General features: G+C 51.7%; 20 protein-coding genes. 9 read left to right on the top strand and 11 right to left on the bottom strand.

The genetic code is table 11. The annotated features are described in order from the left end of the window. Nucleotides 1-14 precede the first annotated feature (14 nt). The 4 genes from F459_RS0106790 to F459_RS0106775 are packed head-to-tail and all read right to left on the bottom strand — an operon-like array spanning nt 15 to nt 4,057. Nucleotides 15-812 (bottom strand): DeoR/GlpR family DNA-binding transcription regulator, encoded by a 798-nt coding sequence (locus F459_RS0106790; RefSeq protein WP_245540105.1) that lies wholly within the window; start codon nt 810-812, stop codon nt 15-17. Next, nucleotides 785-2,266 carry an FGGY family carbohydrate kinase gene (locus F459_RS0106785; RefSeq protein ID WP_020611986.1) on the bottom strand — a complete coding sequence of 494 codons (1,482 nt, stop codon included), beginning with the start codon at nt 2,264-2,266 and terminating at the stop codon, nt 785-787. The genes F459_RS0106790 and F459_RS0106785 overlap by 28 nt, the downstream gene beginning before the upstream one ends. After that, nucleotides 2,266-3,228: a transketolase family protein gene (locus F459_RS0106780; RefSeq protein ID WP_020611985.1), complete on the bottom strand. Its 963-nt coding sequence runs from the start codon at nt 3,226-3,228 to the stop codon at nt 2,266-2,268. The genes F459_RS0106785 and F459_RS0106780 overlap by 1 nt, the downstream gene beginning before the upstream one ends. Nucleotide 3,229: 1 nt before the next feature. Beyond that, the gene (locus F459_RS0106775; protein WP_020611984.1) at nt 3,230-4,057 is read right to left on the bottom strand and encodes a transketolase; all 828 of its coding nucleotides are present in this window, start codon (nt 4,055-4,057) and stop codon (nt 3,230-3,232) included. A 192-nt stretch (nt 4,058-4,249) separates the two neighbouring features. On the opposite strand from F459_RS0106775, the gene F459_RS0106770 reads away from it, so the two are divergent. The 6 genes from F459_RS0106770 (at nt 4,250) to F459_RS0106745 (ending at nt 10,493) form a co-directional block, all read left to right on the top strand. Next, nucleotides 4,250-5,206, top strand: coding sequence for a D-ribose ABC transporter substrate-binding protein (locus F459_RS0106770; RefSeq protein ID WP_020611983.1), 957 nt, complete (start codon nt 4,250-4,252; stop codon nt 5,204-5,206). 84 nt (nt 5,207-5,290) lie between these two features. Further along, the gene (locus F459_RS0106765) at nt 5,291-5,959 is read left to right on the top strand and encodes a DUF2291 family protein (protein WP_020611982.1); all 669 of its coding nucleotides are present in this window, start codon (nt 5,291-5,293) and stop codon (nt 5,957-5,959) included. A gap of 2 nt (nt 5,960-5,961) precedes the next feature. After that, on the top strand, nt 5,962-7,515 hold the full coding sequence (locus F459_RS0106760; protein WP_020611981.1) for a sugar ABC transporter ATP-binding protein: 1,554 nt from the start codon (nt 5,962-5,964) through the stop codon (nt 7,513-7,515). A 15-nt stretch (nt 7,516-7,530) separates the two neighbouring features. Next, entirely contained in the window at nt 7,531-8,613 is a 1,083-nt protein-coding gene (locus tag F459_RS0106755; RefSeq protein ID WP_020611980.1) for an ABC transporter permease, read from the top strand. Continuing rightward, complete coding sequence (locus F459_RS0106750; RefSeq protein ID WP_020611979.1) at nt 8,610-10,034, top strand: L-fucose/L-arabinose isomerase family protein; 1,425 nt, start codon at nt 8,610-8,612, stop codon at nt 10,032-10,034. The genes F459_RS0106755 and F459_RS0106750 overlap by 4 nt, the downstream gene beginning before the upstream one ends. A 24-nt stretch (nt 10,035-10,058) precedes the next feature. Then, nucleotides 10,059-10,493, top strand: a complete 435-nt coding sequence (locus F459_RS0106745) for an RbsD/FucU family protein (protein ID WP_020611978.1) — start codon at nt 10,059-10,061, stop codon at nt 10,491-10,493. Between the two features lie 19 nt (nt 10,494-10,512). Here F459_RS0106745 and asnA read toward each other — a convergent pair whose 3' ends face one another. After that, nucleotides 10,513-11,532: an aspartate--ammonia ligase gene (gene asnA / locus F459_RS0106740; RefSeq protein WP_026294932.1), complete on the bottom strand. Its 1,020-nt coding sequence runs from the start codon at nt 11,530-11,532 to the stop codon at nt 10,513-10,515. A 141-nt stretch (nt 11,533-11,673) separates the two neighbouring features. Between asnA and F459_RS0106735 the strand changes: the two genes are divergently transcribed. Both F459_RS0106735 and F459_RS0106730 read left to right on the top strand, forming a co-directional pair. Continuing rightward, on the top strand, nt 11,674-12,090 hold the full coding sequence (locus tag F459_RS0106735) for a bacteriohemerythrin (protein WP_020611976.1): 417 nt from the start codon (nt 11,674-11,676) through the stop codon (nt 12,088-12,090). 88 nt (nt 12,091-12,178) lie between these two features. After that, the gene (locus F459_RS0106730) at nt 12,179-12,808 is read left to right on the top strand and encodes an MBL fold metallo-hydrolase (RefSeq protein ID WP_020611975.1); all 630 of its coding nucleotides are present in this window, start codon (nt 12,179-12,181) and stop codon (nt 12,806-12,808) included. On the opposite strand, the gene F459_RS24515 is transcribed toward F459_RS0106730, so the two are convergent. The 6 genes from F459_RS24515 to F459_RS0106700 form a co-directional block, all read right to left on the bottom strand. Then, complete coding sequence (locus F459_RS24515) at nt 12,798-13,178, bottom strand: YkvA family protein (RefSeq protein WP_020611974.1); 381 nt, start codon at nt 13,176-13,178, stop codon at nt 12,798-12,800. The genes F459_RS0106730 and F459_RS24515 overlap by 11 nt on opposite strands. Before the next feature lie 10 nt (nt 13,179-13,188). Continuing rightward, the gene (aspS, locus tag F459_RS0106720) at nt 13,189-14,460 is read right to left on the bottom strand and encodes an aspartate--tRNA(Asn) ligase (RefSeq protein ID WP_020611973.1); all 1,272 of its coding nucleotides are present in this window, start codon (nt 14,458-14,460) and stop codon (nt 13,189-13,191) included. Continuing rightward, entirely contained in the window at nt 14,457-15,884 is a 1,428-nt protein-coding gene (gatB, locus tag F459_RS0106715) for an Asp-tRNA(Asn)/Glu-tRNA(Gln) amidotransferase subunit GatB (protein WP_020611972.1), read from the bottom strand. Before gatB ends, aspS begins: the two co-directional genes overlap by 4 nt. Before the next feature lie 3 nt (nt 15,885-15,887). Further along, nucleotides 15,888-17,291, bottom strand: a complete 1,404-nt coding sequence (gatA, locus tag F459_RS0106710; RefSeq protein WP_020611971.1) for an Asp-tRNA(Asn)/Glu-tRNA(Gln) amidotransferase subunit GatA — start codon at nt 17,289-17,291, stop codon at nt 15,888-15,890. A 108-nt stretch (nt 17,292-17,399) separates the two neighbouring features. Continuing rightward, the gene (gene gatC, locus F459_RS0106705) at nt 17,400-17,678 is read right to left on the bottom strand and encodes an Asp-tRNA(Asn)/Glu-tRNA(Gln) amidotransferase subunit GatC (protein WP_020611970.1); all 279 of its coding nucleotides are present in this window, start codon (nt 17,676-17,678) and stop codon (nt 17,400-17,402) included. A gap of 153 nt (nt 17,679-17,831) precedes the next feature. After that, nucleotides 17,832-19,430 carry a 5'-nucleotidase C-terminal domain-containing protein gene (locus tag F459_RS0106700; RefSeq protein WP_026294931.1) on the bottom strand — a complete coding sequence of 533 codons (1,599 nt, stop codon included), beginning with the start codon at nt 19,428-19,430 and terminating at the stop codon, nt 17,832-17,834. A gap of 386 nt (nt 19,431-19,816) precedes the next feature. On the opposite strand from F459_RS0106700, the gene F459_RS0106695 reads away from it, so the two are divergent. Next, the coding region (locus F459_RS0106695; RefSeq protein ID WP_020611968.1) for a phage baseplate assembly protein V at nt 19,817-20,490 on the top strand (674 nt) is incomplete at its 3' end.

Genomic DNA, 20,490 nt, shown 5'->3' with positions numbered 1-20,490 from the left:
AGATCCTCTCTTTTTTACTCGGCAATAATCACTTCGATGCCCAAATCCTGAAGTTGCTCGATGTCGGCTTTTGAGATTCCCGGGTCGGTAATCAGATAGTCGATACACTCCAGCCCTCCCAAAAGGGCAAAGGCAGTCTTTCCTATCTTGGTTGAATCGGCGAGGAGATAGACAGTTTCTGCGGCGTCTATCATGGCCCGTTTTACAGGGAGATCGCTGAATCCGGGATACATCAGACCAGCTTTCAAGGATATTCCCGCCGTTGCAAGAAACAGCTTGTCGACGAAGGTGTTTGCAATAAACTCCGCCGCCTTTTCTCCTGTGAGGGAAAGGGTCGGTGCCTTGAATTCCCCTCCTGTAAGATGTACTTCATGGCTCGGTTCGGCGCCAAGCAGGAGGGTAATATTCAAGCTGTTGGTAATGACCTTCAGATTCTTTCTCCCTGCGATATTCTTTGCCGCCTCGGTTACCGTGGAGCCTGAGTCAAGAATGATGGTGTCTCCGTCGTGAATGAATTCGGCGGCCTTTTTCCCTATCGGAATCTTTTTGTCGAGATTTTCCATATGGTGGAGGGATAGCTCTTTTACGCCCTTTGAAAAGTCCTTTAAGAAAGCACCGCCGTGGTCCCTGACAATTTCCCCGTCGCTCTCCAGTTTCATAAGATCCTGGCGAATAGTCGGTTCCGTGACCCCAAAGGTTTCGCTAAGGTAGCTTACCCGTGCACTCCCGTTTTCCCGGATAAGTTCAATGATCTTCTGTCGGCGTTGTTCGGCGAGCATCTCGGCTATAATGTCCTTATTGTCTGTTTCCACAAAGCATAGGCCTCAAGGGCTGAAGGGCTGGCTTTCGGCTTGTGGTCGACAGAATTGTAGGGTATTGCCGCGATTTCATCAATACTCGAAAAAATTCCTGCACCGAGAGCTGCGAGCAAGCCCGCTCCAAGGGCGGATGCCTCTTTTACGTCGATGGCTGTTACCGGCACTTGCAATAGTGAGGCTATCAGCGAGAGGGTGAAGTTGCTGACTGTCAGTCCCCCGTCTGCCTTGAGGCTTCGAAGCGTTATGCCGCTGTCGGCTTCCATTGCCGTTATCACATCCTTGATCTGGAAGGCAATCGATTCGAGTCCCGCTCGAACGACATGGGCCTTGCTGCTTGCGAAGGTAAGGCCGGTGATCATCCCTTTCTGATCCATCTTCCAATAGGGGGCCCCCAGGCCTGAGAAGGCCGGGATGAGGCATACGCCCTCGCTGCTTGCTACGCTTTCGGCCAGGATATCGGAATCGCGGCTCTCGTCGAAAAGTCCGAGTTGATCGCGCATCCAGGTTATGGTCGACCCGCAGGAGACGATAATACCTTCAAGGGCGTAGTCGACCCTGTCACCTGCACTCCAGCATATGGTTGCAACCATGCCGTTTTTCGAAACCGGACGCTGTGAACCGGTATTCATGAGGATCGAGGACCCCGTTCCCAGGGTAGCCTTGGCGTTGCCCGAAGAGAAGCAGCGTTCACCGAAGGCTGCGGCATGGGAATCGCCTATCATCGCGCTGATGGGAATGGGAGAAGGGAAAATCCCTTCGAAATCACTTGTACCGAATATTCGTGAAGAAGGGCCGAGTTCAGGAAGCCTTAGGCCCTCTGCGGAAAGAAGCGCAATCATCTCTTCATCCCAGCTTAGGGAGTCGAGGTTCATGAAGAGGGTTCTGGAGGCGTTGGTAAAGTCGCTTGCATACGCTCCCCCGGTAAGTCTGAAAAGCAACCAGCTATCCACCGTCCCGAAGAAGGCCTTGCCGGCGTGTACCTGTTCGGCAATATCGTTCTCCTGCTCCAGTATGGCCGTCAGCTTTGTTCCCGAAAAATAGGGATCGATGATAAGCCCTGTCCGCCGGGTAAGATCGTCGCCGTATCCTTCCTCCTCAAGCCTGGAACAGACGGCAACCGACCTTTTACACTGCCAGACCACGGCAGGGCGAAGAGGCTTTCCTTCAGGATCCCAGAGAAGAAAGGTCTCTCTCTGGTTTGAGATCCCGCAGCAGCGAATGGTCCTTCTGTCTCCGCCTTCCCCTTCGTACTGTTTTACCGCAGTTTCCACCGCTTGTATAACCGATCGATAGAGTTCCTCGGGATCTTGCTCAACAAACCCTGCCTGTGGATACCTCTGCCTAGTGGCCACGGTTACCTTGGCCACCAGCTTCCCGCTTAGGCCGAATAGAATAGCTTTGGAGCCGCTGGTTCCCTGGTCGATGGAGAGGAGTGCAGCTTCCTTCATCAATCGTCCTTCCTTGTTTCCCGGAGAAATGCATGTGTTGCAGCCACGATTCCCTCGCTGTCGAGCTGATAGCCTTTTCGAATCGCCGGAACGGGACTTGCGGGAGCAAACTGGCCTTCCGGTACCGCAAGCCGCCTGAGTATGGCCGACAGCCCGTTTTCCGCAATCACTTCCGCCGCAAGGCTCCCTATTCCCCCATGAGCGGAGTGTTCTTCCACGGTAAGGACCCTGCCGCAGCTTGCCATCACCGCTGAAAGGGCCCCCCTGTCTATGGGACGAATGGAGGATATTCCGACAACTGCCGCATTAATGCCCTCGGCTGCGAGGCGTTCGGCCGCGGCAAGGCCTGCATGAGAGGCGGTACCGAGACAGATGATTGCAAGGTCGGAATCGTCCCCCCTTCCTCCTCTATGGAAGGTTAGGGCCCCGGGTTTGAAGATTTCCGATGTGCCCGGCAGGTTTTCGCAGCTGAGGGAATCGAGACGAATATAGGCTGGTCCCTCATGGGAAAGAAGGTAGTGAAAGAGGGCACGGACCTCTCTCGGATCCTGGGGGGCAAAGATCGTAATATTTCCAAAGCCTCTCATGATCGATATGTCGTCGATGCAGTGGTGGGTCGGACCGAGGGGGCCATAGGCGAAGCCTGGATTGAGTCCGACAAGCTTTACGTTGGTATTTGAGTAGCAGATATCATTCTTGACCTGCTCGTTTGATCGGCCGATCAGAAAAGGGGCGGCATTCGCTGTTATCGGAATCATTCCTCCCAGAGCCATCCCAGCCGCCGCACCGATCAGATTTTGTTCCGCAATACCGACATTCACCAACTTCTCCGGAAATTTTTCCTGAAAGGGTTGTATTTTTGATGTTGAAGTCGAGTCGCTCACCATGACCACAAGGTTTTTACCCTTTTCGGCCTCTTCGGTCATTACTTCGACCATTGTTTCTCGTAATCCCGCTTTCATTTTATTCCAACTCCTTGATTGCGGCAAACACTTCGTTGCCCACTGGAATCCTGTGGTGCCAGGCTGCCTTATCTTCAATAAACGATATCCCTTTCCCCTTTGTGGTTCGGGCAATAATGAGTTTCGGCCTATTATTTCCCACCTCGAGACTGGCAAAACATTCCAGTAATGACTGGGGATCATTTCCATCAGCATGATGTACCTCGAAACCAAAGGCCTTCCACTTATCGGCCAGAGGCTCAAGCCCCATAATTTTCTCGGTACGGTCGGCAAGCTGCAGGGTGTTGCGGTCGATAATCGCCGTGAGATTGTCCAGCTTGTAATGACTTGCCGCCATGGCAGCCTCCCAGTTCGAGCCCTCGCCCAGTTCCCCATCTCCGAGCAAGACGTAGCTTTTCCAACTCTTGTTTTGCTTTTTGGCCGCGAGAGCAAGGCCAAAGGCTACCGGGAGACCGTGGCCGAGAGCTCCCGTATTCAATTCCACTCCGGCTGTTTTCTGCCTGACGGGATGTCCCGGTAATTTCGAATCCGCCTGCAAATAGGTTTGCAGCAGTTCTTCTTCGATGAATCCTGCTTCGGCGAGGGTGCAATAATAGCCTCCGGCTCCATGTCCCTTGCTGAGGATAAAACGATCCCTATCAGGGTCATCAGGCCTTTCGCTGTCGACATTCAGGATATGAAAGTAGAGAGTCGCCAGGATATCGACCTCGGAAAGATCCGTACCTGTATGTCCCGCCCCCGCGTGAGCGTTCATTTCGATGATTTTTTTTCTGATACTACGTGCTTTTATGGCTATTTCGGAGTGAGACAGCCGGTATTTATTTTTCATATGGCCTCCATATAGGTGAAGGATAGCATAGTATACGAAAGTAGTCAAAGAAAAAATATGTATAAAACAAAGTAAAACAAAATAAAAACAAGAAAATAAAGAAAAAAATAGAAAATTAATGTTTGACAGCTGAGTTATGTCGTGTTAAAACGTAAGTGTTATCCAAAACAAGATCACCAGGAGGATAAAAAGGTGAAAAAAACTGCGATTATTTTTCTTTTGCTAACGTTTATGACCGTTGGATTGTGGGCGTCCGGAGATCAGGAGGCAAAATCGGAAAAAAAGGGTAATACCATCTTTATTATTACTCCTTCCCATGACAACCCCTTTTTCAAAACCGAAGCTGTGGCCGCCGACGACGAGGCAACGAAAATGGGATACGCAACAACGGTGCTTTCCCATGATGACGATGCGAACCTGCAGGATCAGCAGTTCGACACCGCCATTGCCGCCGGTGCACTGGCCATCATCGTGGATAATGCAGGCGCCGACGCAACGATCGGTCCCGTACGACGGGCAAAAGAGGCGGGGATCCCCAGCTTTCTTATCGACCGTGAGATCAATGAAACAGGCCTTGCCGTCAGTCAGATCGTATCGAACAACTATCAGGGTGCGGTTATCGGGGCCGAAAAATTCGTCGAGTTGATGGGTGAGAAAGGAAAGTTTGTGGAACTGGTGGGTAAAGAATCGGACACCAATGCGGGTATTCGGTCAAAGGGGTATCATGAGATCCTCGACCAATATCCGGCCCTTGAGATGGTTGCCAGGCAAAGTGCGAACTGGAGCCAAACCGAAGCCTATGAAAAGATGGAATCGATCCTGCAGGCCAATCCCGATATCAAAGGTGTTATCTGCGGTAATGATACCATGGCAATGGGAGCTATGGCTGCTCTAAAGGCTGCAGGTATGGGTGATGTTATCGTTGTCGGCTTCGATGGCTCAAACGATGTACGTGATTCTATTCTTGCGGGTGACATCAAGGCTACCGTTCTCCAAACCTGTGCATATAATGCCCGCCTTGCCGTTCAGCAGGCAGACAAATACATCAAGACAGGTTCAACAGGGGCCCCCGAAAAACAGCTTACCGACTGCGTGCTCATCGACAGCAGCAATGCGGAAAAATTGGACAATTTCGTACTGGAGCAGTAGCATAATCGAAAAGTTCGACACCATCTTCCGGGTCGGGGAGGCCCCGACCCGGTTTGATATCACCAAGAGGAGCGCATTGTGCACATGATGATAAGAGATTCAGCCCCACCGGTCTTCGGTCTTATGCTTGTCGTTTTTTTGACCTTCGGCAGCGGCTGTACCATTGTACGACACGATGATGAGCAGGAGAACGAGGATGGCGGGATTTCAATCTATTTCGACACCGGGGAATTCGATGCAGCAGTCTATGTCGATTCGATGTGGAATGAGCGTGTTTTGCCCCGAATCAGGGAGAAGGCAGTGGAAGCCGACACCCTTTTCGGCATGCTGAAGGAAAAACCTGATACGGCCATCGAGAAATATGGATATCGAATCGAGATTACCGCACCCTTTAATTTTATGGTAAGCGGTGCGGCAAAGGTTGTATCGGTCAACACCGAGTCGGCTGCATCCACCATCTCTCTCGACCTTACCGGTCCCGATGGTAAACCGGTCGAAATTCAGATAGGCCCTGTTATAAAGGGAACAGCCGTTCGGGACTCGATGGATTTTATTAATTTTGATGATTTTACCAATCAGCTGGAATTTGCCAATGTCTCCCGCGAACTGAATAACAAGATAAAGGCCGTGGTACTGAATGATCTTGATCGTGAGGCGCTTCAGGGAAAAGTAGTCGCCTTTCTCGGCGCCTTCCAGTGGGTGGAAGGCAAGAGCATCCTTATCACTCCCGTGGAACTAAAGCCGGAGGAATAGGAATGGCGAAACAGCAAGAAGACGAGATTATCCTTCAGGCAAAAGGAATCTACAAGAAATACCCTGGAACGATTGCCCTGAGTAATGTTGATTTTACCGTATATCGTGGAAAGGTGAATGTCCTTGTGGGAGAAAACGGTGCGGGAAAATCAACCTTGATGAAGATTCTCGCAGGAGTTGAACAGCCAAGTTCCGGCGATATCTTCCTAAAGAGCGAAAAATGCCGTTTCTTCTCTCCGAACGATGCCGCGGCCAGGGGAATTTCCATTATATATCAGGAGATGAATCTCTTCCCCAATCTCAACGTCAGCGACAATATTTTCATTGCAAGGGAAAAGATCAAAAAGGGCGGACGAGTGGATTACGGCTCTCAGGAGGAGTTTACCGCTTTACTCATGAAAAAGCTGAAACAGGATATCGATCCCCGGGTCTTGGTGAGTTCTTTGAGGATCGGCCAGCAGCAGATTGTGGAGATTGCCAAGGCTCTTGCCCAGAATGCAGAGATTCTTATCATGGATGAGCCGACCTCGGCCCTCTCTACAAGTGAGGTCGATATACTGTTCGAGATGATCGATGAACTGAGGGCCCACGGGGTTACCATCGTCTATATATCGCATAGGCTGGAAGAACTTTTGCAGATCGGTGACTATATTACCGTTCTGCGGGATGGGCGCCTTGTTACGGAAAGTACGATAGCCTCCATCGATCTTCAGTGGATTGTTAAGCAGATGGTGGGCGGAGAGTCGGATGAGATTTTTACCGGAGAGGCCCATGCTCTTGGTGATACGATTCTTGAGTGTAAACACATCTATCTCCCCCGGGAGGGAGAGGGCTACAGCGTCCGCGATGTTTCCTTTGCGCTTCATGCCGGTGAAATTCTCGGTATCTACGGTTTGATGGGTGCGGGCCGGTCGGAACTGCTTGAGACGCTCATCGGGGAGCATCCTGAGGCTACCGGCGAGGTGTATCTCAAAGGGGAGAAGATCCTAAGCACCACCATCGCCGGAAGAATCCGGGATGGTTTTGCACTTATCCCTGAGGACCGGCAGCGGGAAGGTTTGGTTCCGACCATGTCGGTGGCGGATAATATGACTCTCGCCAGTCTCTTTCGCCTCGCTATAAAGGGAATCCATCTTCGGAAAAAGGATGAGCAGGGAGAGGTTGATCGCCTTATTCGTGAGATGTCCCTGAAGACCGCCGGTTCAGCGGTTTTGGTAAGCAGTCTTTCCGGAGGAAATCAGCAAAAGGTCGTAATAGGGAAAAGCCTCCTGACCCAACCCCAGATCCTTCTGATGGACGAACCTACACGGGGAATAGATGTGGCCGCCAAGGGGGAAGTTTTTTCCATCATGAACAGGCTTGCCAGGCAGGGACTCGGCATCATTTTTGTCACCAGCGAAATTAGAGAGTTACGTGCGATTTCCGATCGCATTCTCGTTATGTCGAAGGGGGCGGTGACCGGCATCTTCCCCCGGGAAGAGGCAAGTGAAGAGGCCCTTGTCGAGGCTTCGGCCGTGGGGCACATCACCACCGCTGTGCGGGAAGGCCGGAACTAAACGAAGAGGAGTACCATGAAAAACAATAAACAGAATATCTCGATCGGTATGATTCTGATGCAGGCGCGTACCTTTATCGCTTTGTTCATTCTTACCGTTGCCTTTACGTTGCTGTTGTCGAATCGGGGGATCAATTTCCTTTCGCCGATAAACCTCCTTACCGTCACGAAGCATGTGGCGATTACGGCAATCCTCGGCATCGGCATGACTTTTGTCATCATCACCGGAGGGATCGACCTCTCCGTCGGTTCCATTGTCGGCCTTTGCGGCATGATTGCGGGAGGTTTGATCCATGAGGGCCTAAATCTTCCGATGTTTCGCATGACGATCTACTATCATGTATGGGTCATTATCATTCTGACCCTGGTCCTCGGTACCTTGATCGGGCTTGTCAACGGTCTTGTGATAACACGCTTCAATGTGGCCCCATTTATCGGGACCCTCGGCATGATGTATATAGCCAGGGGCTTTGCTAATATTCGCTCAGGTGGTGCCACCTTCCCCAATCTTCAGGGACAGCCACGGCTTGGGAACACCGGATTTCCCTTCCTCGGTGCCGGAAAGATCATCGGTATTCCCGTTTCAATCTGGATTCTGATCATCATCCTTGCCATTGGTATTTATGTGGCCAAAAAGACGCCTCTGGGCAGGCACATTTACGCCATCGGGGGCAACGCCAGGGCTGCCAGGTTGTCCGGGGTAAAGGTGAAGCGAATAACCACGATTGTCTACGCCTTTTCCGGCTTCTGTTCCGCCATCGTGGGACTTATCATCGCATCGCAGCTTGTTGCCGCCCATCCTGCAACCGGTGAAACCTATGAGATGTCTGCAATCGCGGCTGCCGTTCTCGGCGGGACCAGCCTTTCGGGTGGCATCGGGACCATCGGCGGAACCATTATCGGTGCCTTTGTCATGGGGGTCCTGGGCGATGGTTTGGTGATGATGGGGGTTTCCGAGTTCTGGCAGAATGTTATCAAGGGAGTCGTTATTGTTGCGGCTGTTATCTTCGATCAGATGCAGCAGCAGATGAAGGCGCGTTCGTCGGTCTCGCTGACCGGCGGCGAAACAAAAAAACGTGAGGAGGCGGAGATCGCATGAAAATCATGGAGAAAAAACTTACATTCGGTATCATTCCCGCTACACGGAATATCTTCAATGCCGAGCTTGCCCTGACCGACCGCAGGGCGCTTCTGGAGATCCTGGATAAAACCGGCTACGACTATGTCATCCCCGATGAAGGGCAGACCACCAGCGGCTGTATCGAGACATATCGGGATGCAAAACTCTGCGCGGAACTCTTCGACGGACACCGGGGTGATATCGACGGAGTCATCGTCATACTACCCAATTTCGGTGACGAGTTGGGGGTTGTGAATACCCTGACCATGGCGGATCTTAAGGTTCCCGTGTTGGTCCAGGCCGCAAATGATGAAAACGATAAGGTCGGTATCCTTCAGCGCAGAGATTCCTTCTGCGGAAAAATATCGGTATGCAATAATCTCTACCAGTACGGTATCGATTTTACCGACACGACCCACCATACCTGCGATCTTCGAAGCGATGAATTTCTTGCCGACCTTCACCGCTTTGCCGCCGTTTGTCGGACGGTTCGTGGCTTGCGAAGGGCCCGTATCGGAGCCATTGGAGCACGACCTGCCGGGTTCCAAACGGTCCGCTTTTCGGAGAAGCTGCTGCAGGCATCCGGTATAACGGTGGTGCCGATAGATCTCTCCGAGATCCTTGCTTCAGCCCGTTCCCTCGGGACCTCCGATCCCGCAGTGAAATCGATGCGTGAGGCCATAGGGGCCTATGGCAGGATTCCAAAGAGCATTTCCGAGGAGCATATTCTGCTTCAGTCCCGTTTCTCCGTTGCCGTGAATCGTTTCATGGAGGAAAACGAATTGGATGCCAGTGCCATACAGTGTTGGGACTCCCTGGAGTACAATTACGGCTGTGCTTCCTGCCTGACCATGAGTATGATGGGAGAGAAGCAAAGGCCCTCTGCCTGTGAGATGGATGTTGCCGGTGCTGTCTCTATGTATACCCTTCTTCTTGCATCCGGGAATCCCCCGGGATTCCTCGACTGGAATAACAATTTCGATTACGGCGCCGATACCTGCGTCTGTACCCACTGCTCGAACTACCCGAAGAGTTTCATGGGAAGCGAGCTGGAGATCTCCAACCTCGACATTTTGGGCAATACCATCGGGCCCGACCGCTGTTTTGGTGCGATTAAGGGAAAGGTTGCACCCGGATATTTTACCTTCTTTCGAATTTCCACCGATGATCGCAGAGGTGTGATAAAATCCTATCTGGGTGAGGGGGCCTTTACCGACGATCCCTACGGCATGGACGGGGGAATTGCGGTCTGTAAGGTCAAAAATTTGAACAACCTGCTTCGCCACATCACGCGGAATGGCTTTGAGCATCATATTGCCATGAGCCGGGGGCTTGTCGCCGATATTATTGAGGAAGCGACGGGGCGTTATCTCGGCTGGGAGCTGTATCGCCACGAATAGGGCAGGAAGCACGAGGAGGTTAGTATGCTGAAAGGTATTCCCAAGATCCTTCCCCCGGATCTTTTGAAAATTTTGATGGAGATGGGACATGGAGACGATCTTGTCATCGGAGACGGGAACTTCCCCCATGCATCATGCGCAAAACGGCTTGTGCGCTGCGACGGGCACAATGTGCCCGAGGTGCTTGACGCGATCCTCCAGCTTTTTCCTCTTGATACCTTTGTAGAAAAACCGGCGGGGCTCCTTGAGGTGGTTCCCGGCGATTCGACAAAGCCGAAACGGTGGGATGAGTTCCGAAGTATCGTAAAACGTCACCATACAGGCTTTACCGATTTTGAGTATATTGAGCGCTTTGCCTTCTACGAACGGGCCAAATCCGCATACGCGGTGGTTTCCACCGGTGATCAGGCGTTGTATGCATGCATCATACTCAAGAAAGGGGTCCTTCCCGGAGAATAAAAGGGCGGGGGGCTTCTTTCTATAGAAAGGAGACCCCGATTTTTGCGTATTCTTCGATCATTGAGTCCGGCCAGATACTTGCCTGAACCTCTCCGATGTGCATCTTATGAAGCCGCAACATACAGAGCCTGCTCTGTCCTATTCCTCCCCCGATGGAGAGGGGAATAGATCCGTCGATAACACCCCGGTGGAAGCTCCAGGAGAGCCGCTCTTCCTGACCCATCTCACTGAGCTGGGCCTTCAGCGATTCCGGGGAGACTCGAATCCCCATGGAGGAGAGTTCCATGGCCCGCCCTCTGGTGTGATCAAAGACAATGATGTCGCCGTTCAGCCCCTGATAGCCGTCGCTGTTTTCGGTGATCCAGTCGTCGTAGTCGGCAGCCCTCAGATCGTGGGGCTTACCCGATGCAAGTTTTGCACCGATGCCGATGAGAAAGAAGGCTCCATACTCCTTTGCAGCCAGCTCCTCGCGTTCTTTTGGGGTATGTTCCGGCCATCGTTTTTCCAATTCGGCGGAGTGGATGAAGGTAATCTGATGAGGCATTCGAGGTTCGATGATAGGAAATGCTTCGTGGACAATCTGCTCTGTCTTTCGCATTGCAAGATAGATCGAACGCACCGTTTCCTTCAGGTAGTCCAAATTTCGATATTCAGGGGTGATGCGTTTTTCCCAGTCCCATTGGTCGACGTAGATGCTGTGGATTTCGCTGACATCCTCATCCTTTCGTATCGCATCCATATCGGTGTACAGGCCCGTATCAGGAGCAAAACCGTATCTGGAAAGGGCCATTCTTTTCCATTTTGCAAGGCTATGTACGATTTCGATGTTAGCCGGGCGGTGTTTTACTCGGAAACTGACCGGTTCCTGGGTTCCTGCAAGGTCGTCTTGAAGCCCGTCTCCTACCTCGAGGAATTTGGGGGCGCTGACTCTCTGCAGATCGAGTCCTCTGGAAAGCTCCTGCTCAAAGGTATCCTTGATCAGTTTAATACCACGTTCGGTAGCCATTAATCCCAACTGTTGTTTATATCCGTCGATCATAATAGGGATATTGTAGCGAAGCGCTCGCTTCTCGCCAACTACGGCAGGCTTATAACAGCAGTTCCTATGCGTTTTTTTTTGAACTGGCCAAAGGGTATCCTTTGTGGTATGTTGACCTAATTCCTAAGAAAAGGAGATGATATGGCACTGATAAGCTGGAATCAAAGTTTAAGTGTGGGAGTTGACACCTTCGATGATCAGCATAAAGTCCTGATTGGTCATTTGAATGCCCTTCACGATGCAATGCGTAACGGAAAGAGCAATGAGATCATCGCGAAAGTTCTTGATGAACTCGTAAAATATACCGTCTATCATTTTAGCTCCGAAGAGAAGGCCTTTGAGCAATATGATTATCCCGACACTGATAAGCATAAGGCCGAACATCAATTCTTCACACAAAAGGCAATAGATCTTCAAGAGCAATTTCAGGCAGGTAAGCTTTTCATTTCGGTGGATGCCCTGAATTTCCTCATGGATTGGGTACAAAACCATATTCTGGGCAGCGATGCCGCCTACCGTAGTTTTTTTGACGGGAAAATGGTGAAAGCGGAAGAATAAGGGGCTGCCCGTTTAAAAAAAGTTGCTTCCGTCAGGAAGTCATCATTATAATTATAGTATTATCTGTTCTCTGATAAGGAGGCGTGCAATGTCGCTTACACTTACATGGCTTGGGCATGCAAGTTTTCTAGTCTTTGGCTCGAAAACCGTTTATATCGATCCGTGGAAGATTGAAGGAGAACCCCACGACGCCGACGTAATCCTCATAAGTCATTCCCATTACGATCATTTTTCAATCGACGACATCAAGGCCCTGCGAAGGGATAATACCGAGATCGTTGCATCTGCCGATGTTGTCGAGGAACTTGGGTATGGAACCGCCGTCAAGCCGGGAGATTCGGTTACGGTTTCCGGTTCCATAGCTATTACGGCCGTTCCTGCCTACAATCTCGAAAAAGAGTTTCATCCGCGTGAGAAGCAGTGGCTTGGCTTTATTCTTTCCATGGAAGGCAAAAAGGTCTATTACGCGGGTGATACCGACCTTATAGAGGAGATGGGTGGACTCGACGGTATCGATTTGGCCCTTTTGCCGGTGGGTGGTACCTTTACCATGGATGCGGAGGAGGCCGCCAAGGCCGCGAAAGCGATCGCACCCTCCATGGTTGTCCCTTATCATTGGGGGGACATTGTCGGTACGCGAAAGGATGCCCAGCGTTTTCTTAAGTCGATTTCCTGCAAGGGCACACTGTTAAAAAACGAGGAGAGTATTACGCTTTAAATAGAGACCTAAGTATCAGTCCGGCGAGAGAGAGCCATATCACAATAAAAATGACGGCGAAAAACCACCTTTTTTTAAGTTGAAGCGGCTCTCTTTCCGCCCGTTCCCTTGCGGCTTTCATGACATCGTTCGGAATGGTTTTGACGGTAAGTGCTATGAGGGCCGGAAGGATGAGAAGATCATCCAGATAACCAAGGACTGGAATGAAATCGGGAATCAAGTCAATCGGGCTGAGGGCGTAGGCAAGGGTAAGAAACATCAGCAGCTTCGGCAAAAGTGAGAGCCCCGGTTCTTGTACGAGATAGGCAATGGCGCCTATCTCTTTTTTTAGCCGAAGGGCCCGTTGTTTCAGCTTCGCCGAAGCTTTCATATGCTTCCTGTTAGGGAGTAACCCGCTTCCTATCCCGGGGAAAGAGCGATGCCTCTTTGATGCTGGAGAGCCCAAGGACCTTCTGGGTGAAACGTTCAAGGCCGATGGCAAATCCCCCGTGGGGAGGGGCTCCGTACTTGAACACCTCGAGGTAGCCTGCAAGGCCTGCCGGATCAAGACCGAAACGCTTGATGTTTTCCACCAGCATATCGTATTCGTTGATCCTTCGGCTCCCCGACGTTATCTCGAGTCCCCGGAAAAGAAGGTCGAAGCTCATGGTTTTCATGCCGTCGGGGTAGGTGTAGAAGGGGCGTTTTTTTCTGGGAAAGGCGTTTACGAAAACCAGCTCGACGCCATGGTTCTCAAGGGCCCATTCACACAACTCCCGTTCACCTTCGGGATTGAGCTCGAATACCCGCTTGCCAAGTCGTTCGGAGAGGATCGCCTTTGCCTCGTCGTGGCTGATCCTGGGGATATGGTCCAGGGCCTCCTGACTCGGTACGCTGGCTCCCCACTGTTCGAGAATCGCACTGTCGGATTCGGCAATGCGGCCGAAGATATGCTTGAGGATTCCCGTTTCCAGATCCATGAGGTCCTGATCGCTTTCTATGAATCCCATTTCCACATCGAGGCTGACGTATTCGTTCAGGTGTCGCGGCGTGTCGTGTTTTTCGGCCCGGTAGGCTGCGCCGATCTCAAAGACACGTTCCATCCCGGAGGCGACCATGGTCTGCTTGTAGAGCTGTGGACTCTGGGCAAGATATACCTTTCGGTCGAAGTACTCAACCTCGAAAAGGCCTGTTCCTCCCTCCGAACCACTGCCGATCAGCTTGGAACTTTTAATTTCGGTAAAGTCCTGGCTGCGAAGATATTCGGCGAAATAGGCAAGGATATTGGATTGAAGGTGAAAGATTGAGCGGATCTTGGGATTCCGAAGGCTGATGACCCGGTTGTCGAGGATCGCCTCGATGCCCAGTTTGTCGGGATCGCCGTTTACCTGGATCGGAAGATCGGCGGCAGCACGGGAGAGCACCTTCATGGTCGAGACCTGTATTTCATAGCCGTCGGGAGCTTTCTGGTTTTCCTGCACCGTTCCTTCGACGGAAACTACAGATTCCAGGGTTACATCGGGCGCTGATTCGAAAATCAATTGAACCATACCGCTTCGGTCCCTGAGCATGATGAAACAGACCCCGCCGAGGTCGCGAATACGGTGAATCCAGCCCTTTACCTCAACCTCCTGTCCATTGCTGCCTGCTATATCTTTGCATAAAACTCTCATACTATTTCTCCCTTCACATATGAAGTAATTAAGGCCTTTGCGGTTTCCGGGTCCGCCCTTCCGCCGGTTTCTTTCATGACCTGGCCCATGAAAAAGCCGAGGACCTTTGTCTCTCCTTGTTTGAGCTGCTCTGCTGCCGAGGGATTCGCGTCTACGGCCTTCTTTACGATGGGAAGGATTTTCGATGTGTCGTCGAGGGCCTTCCATCCTCGCTCAGCGATCAGCCCTTCCGGATCGTGTTCCTCCTCGAAGAGCAGCGCAACCATCTTTTTGGCGATGGGACCGTGTATCGCTCCGTTGTCAAGGAGCCTGAGTACGGTCGCCAGTTTCTCAGGTGAAAGCCTGCTTTCCTCAAGGGGAGTTCCGCTTTTGTTAACGAGGGCCGCAAGATCGCCGGACATCCAAAAGTAAAGATGCTGGGCCTCGGACCCGGCCGCAACTGCCGCTTCAAAGTAGTCTGCTCTTGCCTTTTCTTCACAAAGGTAGGAGGCTTGCTCGTCTGTCAGGGAAAAAGCTGCCTCCATGCGTTTCTGACGGTCAAGGGGGAGTTCCGGCAGGCTTTCTTCGACTCTGCGGAAGAAATCTTCACCGGGACGATAGGGAGGCAGGTCGGGCTCCGGGAAGTAACGGTAATCCTTGGACTCTTCCTTGCGCCGCATCACCACGGTAATGTCTTTGTTTTCGTTCCAGAGCCGTGTTTCCTGGTCTACGCTTCCTCCAGCTTCGACAATACCGATTTGACGTTCCTTCTCATATTCGAGGGCAAGGCGAACGAAGCGGCTGGAGTTGATGTTTTTGAGTTCCACCTTGGTCCCAAGGCCTGCTCCGTGGGTGTTTATCGATATATTTGCGTCGCATCTGAGGTTCCCCTCTTCCATGTTTCCGCGGGAAACCCCGATGGTCCGTACCAGGGTGCGGAAATAGCGGAGAAAGGCTTCGGTTTCCTCTCCGCTTCGAAGGTCGGGTTCGGTGACGATCTCAAGCAGCGGTGTTCCCGCCCTGTTGTAGTCCAAGAGGGACATATCCCCGGCATGGATCATCTTCCCCGCATCCTCCTCAAGGTGGACGTCGTGGATGCGGACCCTGTGTTCTTCTCCCTGGAAGGGGAAGATTACCTCGCCGTTGATGCCGACCGGATCGGCAAACTGGCTGATCTGATAGTTTTTCGGCATATCTGGATAGAAGTAGTTTTTTCGTTCAAAGATTGCTGCTTCCGCACGCTTGCATTTGAGGGCGCCGACCACCTGGTAGGCCATGAAGAGTGCATCGGTATTAAGAACCGGCAGGGTTCCTGGATAACCAAGACAGACGGGGCAGACGTTGGTGTTTGGTTCGTCGCCATAGTTATTGGAGCAGCCGCAAAATACCTTTGTCTTCGTCAGCAACTGAATGTGAATTTCAAGTCCAATAAAGGTGTCGTACATGGCTTACCTCCATTCCCTGAAGCCGGGTGCCGTTTTCGGCTCCCACAGTTCGGTAAATTCTGATGCAGTATCGATAAGTTTGTGTTCGCTGAACTCCGGGCCCAGGAGCTGGAGTCCGAAGGGCAGGCCCTCTGACTGCCCGGCCGGGAAGGCGAGGGCGGGGATAGCTGCAAGGTTTGCCGTTGCGGTAAACTTGTCCGCCAATTTCTGCTGAAACTGGTCTAAACCGGCATCGCCGTGCGGGAAGGCTGCCGTGGGAAATACCGGCGAAAGAATCTGGTCGACCTTTTGGAAGGCCGAAAGGATCTCGTTGCGAAGCAGGGTCCTGATCTTTTGGGCCCGGAGGTAGTATTGGTCCTTGAATCCCGATCTCAGCACATAGGTGCCCAGGAGTATCCTCAGCTTTACCTCATCGCCGAAGCCTTCGTCGCGACTTTTTTCCGTTAATTCACTATGTTCGTCGGCCCAGTCCGTTCTGTGGCCATAGCGAATTCCTGCATATCGGGCGAGGTTTGCACTTGCTTCCGCCGAGGCGATGGTGTAGTAGGCCGGTACCACATATTCGAGCATGGGGAGTTCGATTTCGACGATTTCATAACCCTTCTTGCGAATCAAGTCCAGGCGTTCCCGATAGGCGCTCTCCATAGCAGGCGCAAGCCCCTCTATATCGGTAATGACACCGATCCGCGGCTTTTCACCCTGCCTCTTTTCCGAGGCCTGCGGGGAAAAAGGACGGCTGGACTGGTCCTTCGGGTCCTGCCCCCGCATGATATCGAAAACGGTACGCAGCAGCTGTGCATCCAGGGAGATGATCCCGATGGTTTCAAGACTTGAGGCGTAGGCGACAAGACCGAATCGGCTGACAACCCCGTAGGAGGGTTTGAGTCCGTAGGTCCCGCAAAAAGCGGCAGGCTGCCTGATTGAGCCTCCGGTATCGCTGCCGAGGGCGAAGGGCACCATCCCTGCGGCGACAGCCGCAGCCGAACCTCCGCTCGATCCGCCTGCAACCCTTGCGACATCCCAGGGATTGTGTGTCGTCCCCAGGGCCGAATTGTCGCAGGATGAACCCATACCGAATTCATCCAGGTTCGTTTTTCCCACGACCACGGCTCCCGCTTGTTGCAGCTTTTCTACGGCAGTGGCCGAATAGGGACTGCTTAGGGTTTCAAGCATCTTGGAGCCGCAACTGAGAGGGAGACCCTTAACTGCAATATTGTCTTTCACCGCAAAGGGCATCCCTCTCAAGGGACTTCGGTCGCTCGCTTCTGAACGACTTCGCTCCAATGCGGATTGAAATTCGTCGGCACCGGTTCTTGATAAAAAGGCGCCCACCTTTTTATCGTTCTCATCTAGATAAGTACAATATTCGGCGGTGGAACTCCATCCGAATAGAGCAGCATCGCTCATGATTCCTCCTTAACCAGCGGTTGGTCCAACCCTGAACCGCTTTCCTGTTTCATAATTTTTGGGTATCGTCTTGTCTGTTGTCTTGACCGGGCGCGCTGTTCGCGATGCTTACAGCACATTGGGGATGACGATGAACCGGTCTTCCAGTTCCGGGGCATTATCCAGGAGAGAATCTGAAAGATTCTCCCCGTGCACCTCGTCATTGCGGAGAATTGGCTCTTCGGAAAGAGCATGAGTGGTGGGTTCGAGTCCCTCTATGTCGACTTCTTGCATACGGGAAACATATTCCAGAAGCCTTCCGACCTCTTCGGCCAGAACGGCGGCTTCATCCTCCCCGAGGGAGAGCCGGGCAAGGGACGCTGTTTCGTAAAGTTCCCGTGTTTCCATGTATCATTGTATATACTTTGATCGATGTTTCTGTCAACAGGTGCTGCCAGCGGCTTTGTGAAATAATATGCGTTTAAAATCAATTTTTATGCATAAAAAATCCCCATCCGTTTGGCGGACGGGGATTCTATTGCTAAGACGCAAAAGGCAGCGCTACTTGATAATCTTCACGCGGCCGGCAATTTCAGGAACTATCGCTCCGTCGAGCTGCTGAATATATTCGATGGTTGCGTCTCTCTGGAACATCGATGTGTCGTAGCCTTGAGAAGCATTCTTGAAGACCACGTAGCCGTCTCCTCCCGTTGCCATGTAACTGTTGGTCGCGATCTTGTAGGTGGCATTCGGATCGAGGGGCTTTCCGCCTATCAGGAGATCTTTCACCTTCCCTGTACCAAGATCGATGGTGAAGCTGATGCCGTCGGATACCTGGGGGTATGCTCCCGCTCCGACAACCGTGGGGATGTAATCAAAGAGGCCCTTGAGATCGCTACCCTTCATGGTGATCACATAAACCGAGTTGTCGAAGGGGAGAATCTGGTAGATGGTCTTTTTCGTTATGGTTCCCGTGGGAAGGGTTTCCCTGATGCCTCCGCCGTTATTGATGGCAAAGTCGACATCGAGGTTCATCTTTTCGGCATACCATTTCATGGAATCGGCAACCAGGTCACCCAAGGCCGTTTCTTCCTGTCTGACCATCTCGTTGGGAAAGACATCCGCCGCTGTTCCGATCTCTTCGGCAAGGGCGGCTTCAACCTTATCTGCATAGGGGGTAAGTATGGCCAAAAGCTGCGCATCCTCGGGGATCTCCTTGTCCACATAGTGGAATACCGAGCTGCCGTCCGCCTTTTTCTCCCGTGTTTTCAGGTTGATGGGTACCGGCTCCCAGGAGAAGTCGACGATTTTCATGTTTTGGATCTTGATGTCGGCTCTTCCGACGTAAAGCCCCCACTGCTTTGCCGAAACGATATAGGCGCCGTTCTCTACAATGGGCTTTTCAAGAAAGGTGTGGCTGTGACCGTCGATGATCATATCGATGCCATCCACATTCCTGGCAAGCCAGCGGCTGCCCAGACCCTCTTTGCTCTCATCATAGATCCCCATGTGGACCAGGGCGATGACGATATCCGCCTTTTTCTTCAGCTCGGGAACCAGGGCCCTTGCCGTTTCAACCTCATCTTCGAAGGTGAGGTCGGCCACGATCTGTGGATTTCCGATGGTTGCGGTCTCCTTTGTGGTGAGGCCGAAGATGGCAACCTTGAAGCCGTCGAACTCCTTGATGATGTAGGGAGTGGCGATAAGCTTACCATTGGCATCTTTTATGTTTGCCGAAAGGAAGGGAAAGTTCGACTCTTCCATCTGGGCGGCAAGAACCTCTTTCGGATTGTCGAACTCATGGTTTCCGAGGGTCATTGCATCGTAGCCGATGTAACTGTAGCCGATAAAATCGGGTTCTGCGTTAAAAAAATTCGATTCGGGCATACCGGTATTCACATCACCGGCATCGAGAACCAATACGTTCGGCACCTCCTGACGGACCTGCTTGACATAGGTCGCCCGTGCCGGAAGCCCTCCGTTGTCCGGAGCAGGGTAGTCGTAGAATTTCAGGACGTGACCGTGGTGATCGTTGGTGTGCAGCACCGTAAGGTCGTACACCGTTTCGGGAGACTTTTGGACATAAGTACCCCCGGCGCAGGATGAAAGCAGCACCGCAACAGACACCAGCAGCAGGAGCAATGTCTTTCGTTTTCGCATCTTGATATCCTCCATAAAACTTGATTCTTTGATCCTTATGTTACTCTCGTAGAAGTAAAAATCAAGGCTTTTATGAATGCTTAGTCAAAAATATACCAATTCTTAAAGGTCAAATAAAATTTGAATAAAGATTGCAAGAAGCAATCAAAAAAAGTATATATGAAATCTCTTTGCATATATGTGCAATGCTTTTTCATACAAAAATAGTTCATATGTTTTGATATATGAATCCAATTCTTTTATTTATTTATTATATAAGTAATTAGAAACTACAAAGAAAACTGCGTTTTTTCCTCCCGTCGGCCACAGAAGCAATTGACAGTCCAATATTCCTGCCTTAGGGTTTTATTTGATTAAAAAATTATCATAAAAAAGGAGAACATAGCATGCGTATCGACTACCGCGAACTTCAGCGTATCAAAACTAAATACTACGATCCTGCCAACAGGACCTCACGCTTTATCTGGCATCAATGGAAAGACCCCCGCCTGAAGGCAACGGCCACCTGGGGCAAGGTGGTGGACAACCACGACCCCGACGGGCTTGGCAGGGTAAAGGTCATAGCACCTTTGGTCTTCGGGGATGATACCCCCAGCCCCTGGATACAATGTTTAAGCCCCTGGGCCTCAAAGGGCTACGGGATCTGGAGCCTGCCTGACATCGGGGATGCGGTGGTGGTGGGATTCTACCTCAACAATCCCAACTGCCCCTTTGTCATCGGCTCGGTGCACACCAAACGGACCCCTCCCTACTACGAGCAGGACGGAGCCAACGACAAGAAGTACATCAGGACAAGAAGCGGCCTTGAGATCATGATGAACGACAAGGAAGGAGAAGAGGAGCTTGTGATCAGCGCCAGGGAGGGTAAGATGAGGATCAGCCTCTCATCGGCCGGCATTCAGATCGTCAACGAACTTGGGGACATCAACATCAAGTGCAGAAAGCTTACCGCTTCATCCAGCCAGGCCATCATCAAGGCAAACGCAAATCTGAAGGCCAGCTCAAAGGGGAATGTGGGCCTTGATGCCTCAGGTGATATGAGCATCAAGGCCGGAGGGAA

This window comes from Sediminispirochaeta bajacaliforniensis DSM 16054 (genome assembly GCF_000378205.1).
GTDB lineage: Bacteria > Spirochaetota > Spirochaetia > DSM-16054 > Sediminispirochaetaceae > Sediminispirochaeta > Sediminispirochaeta bajacaliforniensis.
The sequence above is the reverse complement of the archived record's forward strand: the minus strand, read 5'-3'. Positions and strand labels throughout refer to the sequence as shown.